Source organism: Streptomyces sp. NPDC002076, from assembly GCF_053593835.1.
This window is the reverse complement of sequence record NZ_JBSFDI010000032.1, coordinates 21,330-34,169: the sequence shown is the minus strand read 5'-3', so window position 1 is coordinate 34,169 and position 12,840 is coordinate 21,330. Positions and strand designations below refer to the sequence as shown.

Genomic DNA, 12,840 nt, shown 5'->3' with positions numbered 1-12,840 from the left:
CGCCCCGCATCTGTCCAGACGACAGCACAGGAGCGCATCGTGTCCTACCACGAGCACACCGACCATCAGTACGCCAAGAACATCCGTGCCGGCGCCCCAGAGGCCTTCAAAGCGTTCATCGCCTGGGACACCCAGGTCCTGCGCGGCAGCAACAACGTCATCCCGCCCAAGTACACCGAACTCATGGCCGTGGCCGTCGCGCTGACCACCCAGTGCGCGTACTGCATCGAGGCGCACACCAAGGCCGCCCACGCTGCAGGCGCAAGCCAGCAGGAGTTGGCGGAGACCATCATGACCGCCGCGGCGTTGCGTGCGGGCGGCAGCTACGCGCACGGCTTCATGGCCATGAAGTTCTTCGACCAGTCCGAGCAGGCCACTCCCCAGTGACCTGATGCCAGAGCGACACAGCGGCCGCCCCTTCGGCCTCCCGTGAGGGATGTGCTCGCGCACTTCATCACAGGAAAGTGGCCCAAGGGCGGCCGCCGCTGATGCGCGATGGCACTGCTACTCATCAAAGGAGTTCATCCTGATGTCCGTCATCAACGAGATCGATGTCCAAGCTCTGCAGGACAACGCCGACGCCATCGGGGCCAATCCCACGCTCGGCCAGGCCACCTTCGCGGTCGGTGGTTCATGGCAGGGCGGCTACCGGATCACCACACACACGGGCGTCTTGTCCCAAGCGGGCGAGCGCGACGAGACGCGTGTCGCGAAGTTCGAGATGGCCAGCGATGAGCCCACCGCGGCACTGGGCACCGACACCGCGCCCTCGCCTGCGGAGTATGTGCTGCATGCTCTGGCCGGCTGTTACACCGTCACGATCACCACGCATGCGGCCCTGAGCGGCATCGAACTCAAGGACATCCGCCTGGAGCTCGAAGCCGACATCGATATGCGCGGGTTCCTCGGTATCGACAACTCGGTCCGTCCTGGCCTGCAGCAGATCCGCGTCCGTGTCGGCCTCGACGCTCCCGGCGCCACTCGCGAGCAGCTCGAGGAGCTCATCTCCCTCGTCGAGAGTCGTTCGGCCATCCGGGATACGCTCGCCCACCCGGTCGACGTCGTCACAACGCTTGACTGATCGGGGCGGTGATCGTTCGGTATCACTCCGAACGCCGGCCAGGACAGGGACAAGATCACCGAAGCGTGAAGGCCGGTCTATCCCACGACCATTGAAGATGCCGCCCTGGAGCTGTTCGCCCTTCGCCGAGGCCTGGGGCGGCATCAGCGGGTGGCGGACCGCGCTCAACGCTTTCAGCGGCCGCATCTCGGCAGCCGGCCGGTATCCCAACCACCTTGGTTCAGGGTTGGTTTGACGGGCCTCCGGCGGCTGCGCGGGCGGAAGACGGCGTGTCTCATGGGGTCATCAGGTCACGGACACGTGGGGCCACCTTGGTTCCGAAAAGCTCGATGTTGGTCATGAGCGCCTCGTGCGGAAGACCGTTCATCCCGTACTTGAGGTCGAAACGGCTGGCGCCGAGTTCCCGGAGCGTGGTGACGATCTTCTGGGCCACGGTGTCGGGGGATCCGACGAACAGCGCACCTCCGGGACCGATATCGTGCATGAACTGCTCGAAGGTGGGAGGGCGGAATCCGCGTTGCCGGGCGACCTTGCGGATGGCCGTCTCGTAATGGGGCCAGAACTCGGCAATCGCCTGTTCGTCGGTCGCGGCGACATGTCCGGGGCTGTGCACGCCGACGGGCTGGTCGGGGTGGCCGTACTGCGTCAGGGCCTGCCGGAAGAGCTGTCCGAAGGGAGCGAACCGCGCCGTGGGGCCGCCGATGATGGCGAGCATGAGCGGGAATCCGTAGCGTGCGGCGCGGACCACGGACTGGGGGCTTCCGCCGACGCCGATCCAGGTCGGGATCGCCCCGGACTCGCTGTGTGGATACACGGGCTGGTCCTTGAGAGTCGGCCGGGTGCTTCCCGACCAGGAGACGGGCTTTTCCTTGCGTAGTTCGGCGAAGAGATTGACTTTCTCCTCGAAGAGGAGGTCGTAGTCGGCGAGGTCGTAGCCGAACAGGGGGAAGGACTCGGTGCTGGAGCCTCTGCCGAGGATCAGCTCTGCGCGGCCGTCGGAGACGGCGTCGAGCGTGGCGTAGCGCTGGTAGACCCGGACGGGGTCGTCGGAGCTGATGACGGTGACGCCGGATCCGAGCCGTATGTGTGAGGTGCGTGACGCGATCGCCGCGAGGACTACGTCCGCCGCGGACAGGGGCATCCAGTCGGTGTGGTGTTCCCCGATGGCGAAGTGGTCGAGCCCGACCTGGTCGGCGAGGACCCCCTCGGCCACGAGATTGCGGAGGGACGCGCCGTGCGGCAGGGGCCGGCCCTGGGCATCGTGGGACACGTCGCCGAACGTGTCCAGGCCGAGAGTGATCGGGTGCCCGTCCGCAGGGAAAGCAGCTCGGTTGGTCATTGACAGGCTTCTCACGTGCAGTAACGGCGGAAGGGTGGGTGCGGGCCGCCTGCCCGCACCGGCGTCATGCGCCGGTGCGGGCAGGATCGCTATGGGCCTGGGTGATTCTTGCGTCAGCTGGCGCGCAGCGGCGCGAGGGCCCTGCTCCAGGCGGCGACCTGGTCCAGGGTGGCGGCGAGGGCATCGGCCTGGGTGTCGGCGGGCTTGAAGACGCTGAAGTTCTCGAAGTCGGTGAACAGGGAGAGCGCCACCTGGGAGCGGACGTCCGCCATCTGCAGCTCGCCGGCGATCAGGCGCAGGTGCTCCACGGCCCGGGTGCCGCCGGTGGAGCCGTAGCTGACGAAGCCGACGGACTTGTTGGCCCACTCGGCCGCCAGGAAGTCGATGGCGTTCTTCAGCGCACCGGGCACCGAGTGGTTGTACTCCGGTGTGACGATCACGAAGCCGTCCAGAGAGGCGATCTTCGCGGCCCACTCGTGAGTGTGCGGCTGGCTGTACTGGCCCATCGCCGCCGGGTAGGGCTCATCCAGCAGCGGCAGCTTGTAGTCCAGCAGGTCGACGAGCTCGTACTCGGCGTCCGTGCGCCGTGCGGCGTGCTCGAGCACCCAGCGGGCCACGGCCTCACCGTTACGCCCGGGCCGCGTGCTGCCGAGGATGATGCCTATCTTCGTCATCTTGTGAACCTTTGCGAAGGATATCTACTTGACGTGTCAAGTAGATGCTCACGGAGTTGCTTGACAGGTCAAGTAAATTGGATATTTGATTGACTTGTCAAGGAGATATAGTGTGAGGCATGTCCCCTCGAGAGCAGTCCCTGCGCCCCCTGGATGCCGCCGAAGAGGCGCTTGTGCGGGCGCTGGGCGATGTCATGATGGCGCTGCCGCGCGCGGTCGACGCGGACATGGCTCGCGACGGAGGGCTGCGCTTGTCCGAGTACACCCCCCTGATGTTCCTGTCCGAGGCCCCGGACAGCCGGATGCGGATGAGTGAACTTGCCGAAGCCTGCAACCTCACTCTCAGCGGGATGACCCGCGTCGTCAGTCGCCTGGAGAAGCAGGGATTCGTCCAGCGGGTCCGGTGCGCCGAGGATTTGCGCGGCTGGAACGCCGTCCTCACCGAGGACGGACTTGCCCGCCTGCAAGAGGCCTGGCCCGCCCACCTGGCCAGCGTGCGGCGGCACGTGCTCGACAACCTCGCAGGCCATGACCTCGCGCAGCTCACAACCGGACTTCGAAGCATCGCGAAGGCGTGTTGAGGCCACGGCGCTGTTTCCGGCGTGGAGTACTCCATCACGGGATCGGATCCTGTGCTGTGCCGGCCGCGTCGGGCGTTTTTCCCGCGCAAGTGTGCAGACCTGGTCGGCCGCTGCACATGTGCCGGTGAGTTCGTGTCGGTTGCCGGTGAAAGCCGAGCACCGGCGGTCCTGTCGTCGACTGCGTACCGGTCCGTTGCCGCACACGTCCCGCGCCGCCTGCCCCGAGGGGGCGGCGCCCTGACCGACCCGATCTCCCGCGGCACAAGGTCCTGTCTCGGGGCGGTCGGCACCATCCGCCAGGCTTTCCGGTTCGGTGATGGCTCGGTTTGTGCCGGAGCGGGGTGCTGAGTCACCCCTTGCGACGACGGGGCGTGTCGATCGGTACGGCGGTCTCGATGGGGTCCGCCGCCCGCGACTGGACCACGAGGATGTCGTCGGGCGACAGCTCCCTGCCGTCCTCGGCGGTGAGCGTCATCGGTCGGGGCGGTTGTCCGGTGCGGGCGTCGATGACCCGGTTCATCGGCTCGTCGTCCTCGAAGAGGTGCTTCTGGCCCCACTGACGCAGTGCCGACAGGACGGTGTGGAAGTCCCGTCCCTTCTCGGTGAGGACGTACTCGTGGGAGTTGCCGAGTGCAGACTCGTGGATTTCGAAGATCCCGACTGCCACGAGTTTTTGCAGCCGCGCGGTCAGGATGTTGGTTGCGAGGCCGATGCTCTTGCTGAAATCCGTGAACCGGGTGACGCCGTGCATGGCATCACGGAGGATCTGGAGCGTCCAGGGGTCGCCGACCTCATACAAGGAGCGGTCGATCGGACATGCCGAATTGACCAGTTCTCCACGCTTCACCGGTACCTCCCGACCCCAGGCTACTTGCAATTTTAAAGCATGGCTCTGGCCTCCGTACGAGTCCTGATCCCGTCCGGAGGCCACAGCCTGGGGGAGGGGGCCCTGTCCCTCGGCGGGACACCCCGTCGACTCACACCGTCTGCAGATGCGAGCGGAAGAACCGCACCGCGGCATCAGTGCTCGCCTCGAAGCCGTCGAGGTAGGGGTCGAAGTGACCACCCGGCATGAGGACGAGTTCCTTGGGCTGGAGCGCGCGCTCGTAGGCGTCAAGGGCCAGGTCGGTGGGAGCCACGGTGTCGTGGGTGCCGACCACCATCATGAGGGGTGTCGGGGAGATCTGGTCGATCCAGTGGCCGGGGTCATAGGACCTGGCGCGCCGGTTGGACTGAACCGTGACGCGGTTTTCCCAGATCCCCTCGGGCAGATCGTGCTGCAGGTAGAACTTGATCGCGTCCGTGTTCCGGTAGGACGCGGTCACCTTCGGGTCGGCGTTCACGAACTCCTGCATGGCCGGGGACTCCCCCCGGGCCTGTGCGAGCCCGTCCGCGGCGAAGGACTCCTCCAGTTCGCGGGTCAGGTGCGGGGGAACGCGCCGCCTGCCACTCTGGGAGCCGCTGACAGTGGGCACCTGCGAATAGACGGCCTTGATGCGGCGGTCCGTCGCTCCGAGCACGAGAACATGCCCGCCCGCGTAGCTCGTGCCCCACACCCCGATCCGGTCGGCATCGACCACGTCGAGGGTCTGCAGGTGGGAGATGACCCGCCGCCAGTCCTCGATCTGCTGATAGGGGTCGATGTCATGGCGGGGCTCGCCGCCGCTCTCGCCGAAGCCACGGTGGTCGTGGAGCGACACTGCGAACCCGGCCTCCGCGAACTTGCGCGCAACCGGTTCGATGCCGTGGTACTTGGTGCCTCCGAATCCGTGAGCCATCGTGATGGTCGCGTGGGGCCCGGTGCCCTTCGGCAGGAACAGCCATGCGCTGAGCACGGTCCCGTCCGGAAGGTGAATGAGCTCTTCTGTGCGCTGGACCATGGTGATCTCTCCTTGCGTGATAACGGCATTGAGGTTGGTGAGCCGGGCATCTGACGCTGTGAAACGACGGGATTTCGGTGAAGACGGTCGCGTCGGGGCCCAGGCCTATGCGGCGGCGAATGTGCTGGACGAACGTCGCAACCAGGCCTACCGCGGCCGGGCGGCCGCGCTGATCGCCGACCCAGCGTCAGGTGAACGTGATGGCCGGACGCCCCTCTGCGACTCCCTCCCAAGCCACTTGCAAATCGCAAGTGGTGATGTCAAGGTAGCTGGGCTGCTTGCAAATCGCAAGCGACTTTGTCGAAGGAGCCGGCACCGATGTCCTGGAACTACGACACGATCCGAACGGAACTGCGCAACGGGGTCCTCTGGGCCACCATCGACAACCCTCCGATCAACCTGATCGACGAACGCTTCGTCGCGGACCTGATCGCTCTGCTCGACGACACCGACACCGACGGCAGCGCGCGAGTGGTCGTCTTCCGCAGCGTGGACCCGGACTTCTTCATCCCGCATGTGGACATCACACGGATCGCCGAGTACACGGCGACGGCGGCGACATCCGGCGGGCCGGACGACATCAGCCTCGGCGCGCTGTACCGTCGGCTCAGTGAGGCGCGCCCCGTCACGATCGCGGTCCTCGAGGGCCGGGCGCGCGGCGCCGGCGGAGAGTTCCTCTACGCGTGCGACATGCGGTTCGCATCCCTGGAGCGCGCGGTGATCGGCCAGCCCGAGGTGGGCATAGGCGCCTTCCCCGGCGCGGGCGCAGTCCAGCAGCTCGTGCGGCTCGCCGGCCGTGGCCAGGCCATGCAGGTGATCCTCGGCTCGCAGGACCTCGACGCGCGAGAGGCCGAACGCATCGGCGTCGTCAACAAAGCTCTGCCGGATGAGGAGCTGATCGCCCACGTCGAGCATCTCGCGGAGCGCATCGCCGGATTCCCGGAGGCCGCCGTGCGACTGGCCAAGCGCCGCATCAACGCGGCAGGCCTCCCGCCCAAGGAGGACGTCCAGGTCGACGCGGGCTTCTTCCAGATCCTGGCGCGCGACCCATCGAGCACCGCCCGGCTCGGCACCCTCATGCAGCGCGGGATGCAGGAACGCTCCCGCACCGAACTGGACTTCGGCGCAGCGGTCGGCGAACTCTGAGCACGATGCACCAAGCACCCCTTTTCAAGGCCGGACCGGACGACGGTACAGGGCAGGGGGGCTGCATACGCCCGCGTGGAGCGTGGCACCGGCATGGTCCACTGCGGCCTCCTGAGCGGCGCACCGGGCGACAGACTCCGGTGTGCCTCGACGCCCGGCTCGAGGCAACCTGGCGTGGGATTCGCCTGGCCAGGCGCGCGATGTCCATGTGCGTTCTCCCGGACTGTGGAGGGCGCGGCCTGCCAGCCCGCCGGTGCGGGGATCCTCAAGTCGACGTTCTCCCACCAGCTCAAGACGCTCCACGAGGCCGGCGTCATCCGCAACGACCCGCACGGTCGGCGCCGCCTCGTCAGCCTGCGCCGCGAGGACCTCGACAGACAGCCGCTTTCCCGTGCTGCTGGATGCCGTCCTCCGTCAGGCCGGGGCGGACACCCGGGCTGACACCTCCGGCCCCGTTGTCGCTGCCCGGGCACCCCGGGGAAGCTCGGGTGCAAGCACACAAGTCGTTGTCATCGACAGTGCTCTCGGCCGTTTTCCTCCTGCAGGATCGCCGTATCGGCTGCCTGCTGCAGGAGCTCCCCGAGGTAGCGGATGTCGGGGCGCCGTGACGTGCCGCTCCGGCTGACGGTGTAGACGGTGCGGATCACAGGGTGAAGGAGGGGGTGGAGGTTGATCGGCCCCGGCGTCGCCTCCGGGAGAGTCATGCGGGGCAGGAGGGCCGCTCCCGCTCCTGCGGCAACCAGCGCCGCCAGCACGGAGAAGTCGCTGCTGCGGGAGCGGACGGACGGGACGAATCCGGCCGCACCGCAGGCACGCTGGATCATCTCGTAACAGGAGGTCTCCGGGCCCGGTGTGAGCCAGGGGCTGTCGGACAGGCGCGCCAGGTCCACGGTTTCACCCGGCTCGATCCCCAGGCGGGCGGCATGTTCGGGGTGGAGCGCGAGCAGGACGGGTTCCTCAAGGAGCTTGGTCTGCTCGCATCCGGTGGGGAAGTCCCGCGGCAAAACCGTGTACCCGTGGACGACGGCCACATCCACGTCCCGTCGGCGCAACGACTCCAAGGCTGCGTCGGGCTCCTGCTCGACGAGTTCCAGTTTCAGCGAGGCGTCGGCTTCTTCCGCCTCCAAGATCTGCTTCCATACCGGAGCGATCAGGGCGCGGGCCGCGGAGCCGAAGGCGGCGATGCGGACGATGCCGTGACCGCCGCCGCGTATGGCCTCCAGATCGGATTCGGCGGCAGCCAGGTCGCTCAGCACGATTTCGGCGTGGGACACCAGCAGCTCACCGACTGGGGTCAGGCGCAGGGTACGCCCCTGCTTCTCCACGACAGGCAGCCCCACTTCCCGTTCCAGCGCTGCCAGTTGCTGCGAGATGGCGGGAGCGGTCAGATACAGCGCCTGCGCCGCGGCCGCGACCGTGCCATGGGTGGCCAGATACTGCAGAACCCGCAGTCGTCTCACATCAAGCATGAAGGTTCCCTTATGCAATGCGCCTGAACCATCAAGCATAGGCTTCCTTCGGGGGAAAGTCTCCCGGGTCGATTAATTCAGAGATTCTTCGTGATTTAGCAAGAATTGCTAACTGGACCTTCTGCGTTATCCGGCGCACCGTGGGACGGAAGGCGCGCATCGGCACCCGTAGCCGCCTCGTTGCGTACGTGCGTCAGCCCGGCGGAGCAGTCGTCTCATCCTCCGGGAGCCGTGCGGACGCTGACGCACATTCCACGGCTGCCGGCAGCCCTCTCCCGCTAGTCGAGGTTCGTGCGTCTTCCCATCACATGCCATAGCCAAGGACCGCAGGAGGTTCACCCATGTCCCGAAACATTCCGCCGCGCTCTCGGCGGGCACTCTACGACCCCAGCCGCACGGCGGTTCTGCTGGTCGACCCCTTCAACGACTTCCTCTCCGAGGGCGGCAAGGTCTGGCCGCGACTGGAGCCCGTAGCGAAGGAAGTCGGCCTCTTGGACAACCTGCGCTCCGTGGTCGACTCCGCCCGCGCATCCGGCGTGCGCGTGGCGTTCGTCCCGCACCGCCGCTGGCAGCCGGGCGACTACGAGACCTGGGATCACCCCAACCCCTCCCAGCGCAAGATCCAGGACGGTCACCACTTCGCCAAGGGCTCCTGGGGCGGGGAGTTCCACCCCGACTTCCAGCCGCAGCCGGGCGAAGTCATCGCCCAGGAGCATTGGGGGTCGAGCGGATTCGCCAACACCGACCTGGACTTCCAGCTCAAGCAGCACGGCATCACCCATGTGGCGATCGTGGGCCTGCTGGCGGACACATGCGTCGAGGCCACCGCGCGTTTCGCCATGGAGTTCGGCTATCACGTGACGCTGGTCCGTGACGCCACTGCGGCCCTCTCGCCCGAGCGGATGCACGCCGCACACGAGCTGAACGGCCCCACCTACGCCCATGCCATCGTCACCACGGACGAGCTCGTCACCGCGTTCAAGGAAGCACGGCCGTGAGTCTGGTCGGCGCCAGCCCAGGGAAGCGACCTCCACGGGCCGTCCTCACAAGGGCGATGATGCGCTGACCTCCCTCACGCCGCCGGGCGTACCGGCTCCCAGCGCGGTCCAGACGACACCCACACCATGTTTCCGTCCCCCTCCCCTTGTGATGCGCCCGATGCCCGGGCTTCCTGCTTTCCCAAAGGCCCGCACATGACTGCACCGCCCGCTGTCTTGGGCGTGAAGCGTGGCACCATCCCCGTCTTCGCGACCGCCACCGCCATCACCGTTTCCAACATCTACTTCACCCAGCCCCTACTCGAGCGGATCGCGCGGGGTCTGGGCGTCTCCTCCGCGGCGGCAGGCGTCGTCGCCACATTCGGCCAGATCGGCTACGCGCTGGGCATCGTCGCGGTCGTCCCCCTCGCCGACCGTGCCAGGCTGCGCAGAGTCTCCAGGGTGCTGCTCGCCATCACCGCACTGGCCCTGCTCGCAGGAGCGCTGGCCCCCTCACTCGCCCTGCTCAGCCTGGCGACCTTCGTCTTGTCCGTCACTACCGTGCTGCCGCAGGTCATCATGCCGACCGTGTCCTCGATGGCCGCGCCCGGCCAGGCAGGCCGTGTCCTGGGAGCCGTAGGCACGGGACTGACCCTGGGGGCGCTGCTCTCCCGGACCGTCTCCGGGGCTCTTGCCGAAGCGACCGGGACCTGGCGTGCCAGCTACTTCGCCGCCGCGGCCACCACCGCTGCCCTGTTGCTCGTCCTGCCCCGGTACATGCCGGAACACAGGGCCGGCAGCGGTCAGGACAAGACCGGCTACCTGAAGTTGCTGGCGTCCATGCCGCCGCTCATCTTCCGGCATGCCTCACTGCGCCTGTCCGCGCTTCTCGGGGTAGCTGGCTTTGCGGCCTTCTCGTCGTTCTGGGCAACTCTGGCCTTCCACCTGTCCCAAAAGCCCCTCGGGCTCGGACCAGCTGCGGCCGGCCTGTTCGGTCTCGGCAGCGTGCCCGGTGCACTGGCAGCCCGCTACTCCGGCCGGCTCACCGACCGCTACGGCTCCGACACCGTCAACGCCCTCGCCCTGGGGTCCGCCGCCATGGCCTTCGCCGTCTTCCTGCTCGCCGGCAACTCCGTGGCAGCTCTCCTGACCGGGTGCAATCTGTTGGGCTACGGCACGACGAGCGCTCAGATAGCCAACCAGGCCCGCGTCTTCGCCGGGCCCGTCGCCATACGTGCCAGGCTCAACACCGTCTATGTCTTCTTGCTGTTCGCCGGCGGCGCGACCGGCTCCGCCAGCGCCATCGCACTCTTCGAAGGACATGGCTGGACAGCGGTGGTCTGCGAGGGGTTGGCCTTCATCGCCGTCGGAGCGCTGGCTCTGATGGCCCACACCGTCAGAAAGCGCCGCGCACCCGGGATCGGACACTCCGAGGAAACGATCGACCTGATGCCTCCCGCGCCCGCCGCGAGCCCCAAACCGTGGTGACGCCGCCGGCACATGGGGCGTCACCGGGGCGGCGACAGCCACGTCATCCGAGATATGACCAGCGCCGGTACAAAAGCCGAAAGGCTCGCCCGGCAGATTGTTGCCTCATCGGTTGTTCGCCCGGACCTGGCCGTGGGCGACCAATGCTCGCCAACTCGCTCGGTGTGAGGCCGAGATATTCGGTGCCCCTCCTGTGGCAGGGCCGCGGCAGCCAGCATGGTCATCATGACCCGCCATCGCAGTGTCCAGGGGCCGGTGTGCACTGCCCGCGGCGCTCCCTCGCCACTCGGGCACCTGACTCAGGTGGTGGGCGCTGCCTTCGCGGGCTGCGACAGGGACGCTTCGGCATGCCTTGTCCCCTCGTCGGCGAGAACCTCGGACCGGTCGTGGGCCAGTGCCTGCATGGTCAGCTCGGCCACGGTGGCCGCGCTGATGCCAATCTTCTGGTTTCGTGGAGACCTTCCTGTGCAGCCAGCTCCTCGGTGAAGCCGGCCCAGTAGTCGTGTTCGTAGTCGATCGGGCTTTCCAGCGGCATACGCTGTGTAGCCGTCGAGCGTAGAAGTCGGTGATCCCGGCGGCGGGAGAACAGGCCGATGACCGTGGCCAGATACAGCTTGCCCTCGCCGGTGTCGATCTCCGTCGTGTCCCTGCACCACACGAGGCCGGGAGCCTCCGCGGTGAACTCGCGGCGCACGAAGTCGGGCTCGCCAGCCGCTTGCCGGGCCTGGGGCAGCCCCGGCGTCTGCGGACGGTGCGGCCCGCCAGGCCGAGCTCGGCCATGATCTTCGCGATGGTGTGCACCGAGATGCGCCAGCCCTTGCGGACCAGCGTGATCCAGATCTTCGGCGAGCCGTAGGTACCGCCGGAGTTGCTGAACTCTTCCCTGACCGCGTCGACCAGCCGCAGGTGGCGGATCTGCCGTGCGGTGGGCCTGTGCGTGCGGTGCTTGTAGAACCACGACTCGCTCACCCCCAGGGCACGGCACGAGACGCGGTGAGGAATGTTGCGCTCGGTCCTGAAGTCGCTGATCACCCCGACCACTGGGGACGGGTCCGCCACGGCTCCTTCACCCACAGGACCATACAGCGATTGAGTGCATCACGCTCCAGGATCAGTTCCTTGTTGTCCCGCTTGAGCTGGGCGTTCTCCCGCCGCAACCGCTCCAGCTCGTCGCCTTCACTGGCAGGTGCCGTCCCGTCCCGGCCCGGCAGGCCCGGGCCGGGCCGGGCCTGCCCGGGACACCCGGCTGGCCAGGGTGGTCTCGTTGATACCCAGGTCCTTCGCGTCCTCGGCGACCGTCTTGCCTGTCTGCGTCACGATCCGTACGGCGCTCTCACGGAACTCCGGCTCGAACTTCCGTCGCTTCTCCGCCATGACTCCCAACATCCCCTGCAGTCAGGCAACCCGGTCGCCGGCACAACACCCAACTGCAGTCCCCGGATGCGCCATCCGTGGTCCTTCGGCAACCGCATCCCACCTCTGTGCTTAATTCAGGCATTTTTCACAATTCGGCAAGAACAACTAACTGGAACTTTTGCTTCCTCGCGCGCACCGTAAGAGGTGTGAATGCACGCAGAGGCTTCCGCACCTTGCGCCTCCTGGCGGGCCGGCACAGTACCCCGCCTCGCATTCGGGTCAGGGCCGACGGCCTGGGCCGGACCGTGCCCCGCCCGTCGCTCACAGTCGGCTGGGCGGGCATCGTCGGCTGAGGCAGGCGCATGCCTTCCAACCCTGCGCCTAACGAAAAAGAAGCCATCCGCAGACCGGAGTGACAAGGAGTCACCATGCATAAGCACTGGCCCGCGTATCCGGGAGTGGAGTCACCGAACCGCGACGCTGTCCAGGCCGTGGTGCTCCATCCCCAGCAGAGCTGGTACCTGCTGTGCAACAAAGTGGTGCTGTTCAACGACTGTGGCGAACTGCTGCCCGATGGCACCACAGTGCGGTTGGACGGCTCAGTGGCCGAGACAACCTCTGTTGCGACAGGGCGCGCAGCGCCGGGCAACGTCCAATGCTGGGAAGCGTCATGAACGATCCACTTCCTGTACGGCGCATAGCCGGGCACCAAATCGGCTTCGACACCCCCTCGGGTAGTTGCATGAACCTGCCCGGCGCCGAAACCGCCCACCACACATTCACCTGCCTCGAGCGCAGACTCTCTGTCCCGGCGAAGAATGCGGCCGCGAGTGGCACCGGGCCACCTGC

The 12,840-nt window shown here is 67.2% G+C and carries 14 protein-coding genes and 1 pseudogene; 7 read left to right on the top strand and 8 right to left on the bottom strand.

Annotated features, from left to right (window positions below; all coding sequences use genetic code 11):
• Nucleotides 1–39 precede the first annotated feature (39 nt).
• Together ACWCQS_RS41240 and ACWCQS_RS41235 are read left to right on the top strand one after the other, a co-directional pair.
• Nucleotides 40–387, top strand: coding sequence for a carboxymuconolactone decarboxylase family protein (locus tag ACWCQS_RS41240; protein ID WP_451009265.1), 348 nt, complete (start codon nucleotides 40–42; stop codon nucleotides 385–387).
• Between the two features lie 142 nt (nucleotides 388–529).
• Entirely contained in the window at nucleotides 530–1,081 is a 552-nt protein-coding gene (locus ACWCQS_RS41235) for an OsmC family protein (RefSeq protein WP_451009264.1), read from the top strand.
• 274 nt (nucleotides 1,082–1,355) lie between these two features.
• Here ACWCQS_RS41235 and ACWCQS_RS41230 read toward each other — a convergent pair whose 3' ends face one another.
• The gene (locus ACWCQS_RS41230; RefSeq protein WP_451009263.1) at nucleotides 1,356–2,420 is read right to left on the bottom strand and encodes an LLM class flavin-dependent oxidoreductase; all 1,065 of its coding nucleotides are present in this window, start codon (nucleotides 2,418–2,420) and stop codon (nucleotides 1,356–1,358) included.
• Between the two features lie 113 nt (nucleotides 2,421–2,533).
• Nucleotides 2,534–3,094 (bottom strand): NADPH-dependent FMN reductase, encoded by a 561-nt coding sequence (locus ACWCQS_RS41225; protein WP_451009262.1) that lies wholly within the window; start codon nucleotides 3,092–3,094, stop codon nucleotides 2,534–2,536.
• 119 nt (nucleotides 3,095–3,213) lie between these two features.
• Here ACWCQS_RS41225 and ACWCQS_RS41220 point away from each other — a divergent pair, with 119 nt between their 5' ends.
• Nucleotides 3,214–3,675, top strand: a complete 462-nt coding sequence (locus tag ACWCQS_RS41220) for a MarR family winged helix-turn-helix transcriptional regulator (RefSeq protein WP_451009261.1) — start codon at nucleotides 3,214–3,216, stop codon at nucleotides 3,673–3,675.
• Between the two features lie 349 nt (nucleotides 3,676–4,024).
• Here the strand turns inward: ACWCQS_RS41220 and ACWCQS_RS41215 are convergent, their stop codons facing one another.
• Both ACWCQS_RS41215 and ACWCQS_RS41210 read right to left on the bottom strand, forming a co-directional pair.
• Nucleotides 4,025–4,522, bottom strand: a complete 498-nt coding sequence (locus tag ACWCQS_RS41215) for a winged helix-turn-helix transcriptional regulator (protein WP_451009260.1) — start codon at nucleotides 4,520–4,522, stop codon at nucleotides 4,025–4,027.
• Between the two features lie 130 nt (nucleotides 4,523–4,652).
• Nucleotides 4,653–5,555, bottom strand: coding sequence for an alpha/beta hydrolase (locus ACWCQS_RS41210; protein ID WP_451009259.1), 903 nt, complete (start codon nucleotides 5,553–5,555; stop codon nucleotides 4,653–4,655).
• Between the two features lie 318 nt (nucleotides 5,556–5,873).
• Here ACWCQS_RS41210 and ACWCQS_RS41205 point away from each other — a divergent pair, with 318 nt between their 5' ends.
• Entirely contained in the window at nucleotides 5,874–6,701 is an 828-nt protein-coding gene (locus ACWCQS_RS41205; protein ID WP_451009258.1) for an enoyl-CoA hydratase/isomerase family protein, read from the top strand.
• A 509-nt stretch (nucleotides 6,702–7,210) separates the two neighbouring features.
• Here ACWCQS_RS41205 and ACWCQS_RS41200 read toward each other — a convergent pair.
• Nucleotides 7,211–8,170 carry a LysR family transcriptional regulator gene (locus ACWCQS_RS41200; protein WP_451009257.1) on the bottom strand — a complete coding sequence of 320 codons (960 nt, stop codon included), beginning with the start codon at nucleotides 8,168–8,170 and terminating at the stop codon, nucleotides 7,211–7,213.
• A gap of 341 nt (nucleotides 8,171–8,511) precedes the next feature.
• Between ACWCQS_RS41200 and ACWCQS_RS41195 the strand changes: the two genes are divergently transcribed.
• Both ACWCQS_RS41195 and ACWCQS_RS41190 read left to right on the top strand, forming a co-directional pair.
• Entirely contained in the window at nucleotides 8,512–9,168 is a 657-nt protein-coding gene (locus ACWCQS_RS41195) for an isochorismatase family cysteine hydrolase (RefSeq protein WP_451009256.1), read from the top strand.
• A 222-nt stretch (nucleotides 9,169–9,390) separates the two neighbouring features.
• Nucleotides 9,391–10,635, top strand: coding sequence for an MFS transporter (locus ACWCQS_RS41190; protein ID WP_451009255.1), 1,245 nt, complete (start codon nucleotides 9,391–9,393; stop codon nucleotides 10,633–10,635).
• Nucleotides 10,636–11,041: 406 nt separating this feature from the next.
• On the opposite strand, the gene ACWCQS_RS41185 is transcribed toward ACWCQS_RS41190, so the two are convergent.
• From ACWCQS_RS41185 to ACWCQS_RS41175, 3 genes and pseudogenes are all read right to left on the bottom strand, one after another.
• The gene (locus ACWCQS_RS41185; RefSeq protein WP_451009309.1) at nucleotides 11,042–11,329 is read right to left on the bottom strand and encodes a hypothetical protein; all 288 of its coding nucleotides are present in this window, start codon (nucleotides 11,327–11,329) and stop codon (nucleotides 11,042–11,044) included.
• A 56-nt stretch (nucleotides 11,330–11,385) separates the two neighbouring features.
• A pseudogene (locus ACWCQS_RS41180) lies at nucleotides 11,386–11,604 on the bottom strand (transposase); the annotation flags it as partial.
• Between the two features lie 207 nt (nucleotides 11,605–11,811).
• Nucleotides 11,812–12,009, bottom strand: coding sequence for a transposase (locus ACWCQS_RS41175; protein WP_451009254.1), 198 nt, complete (start codon nucleotides 12,007–12,009; stop codon nucleotides 11,812–11,814).
• A gap of 410 nt (nucleotides 12,010–12,419) precedes the next feature.
• On the opposite strand from ACWCQS_RS41175, the gene ACWCQS_RS41170 reads away from it, so the two are divergent.
• Nucleotides 12,420–12,665, top strand: a complete 246-nt coding sequence (locus tag ACWCQS_RS41170) for a DUF5999 family protein (RefSeq protein ID WP_451009253.1) — start codon at nucleotides 12,420–12,422, stop codon at nucleotides 12,663–12,665.
• The last annotated feature ends 175 nt before the right edge of the window (nucleotides 12,666–12,840 follow it).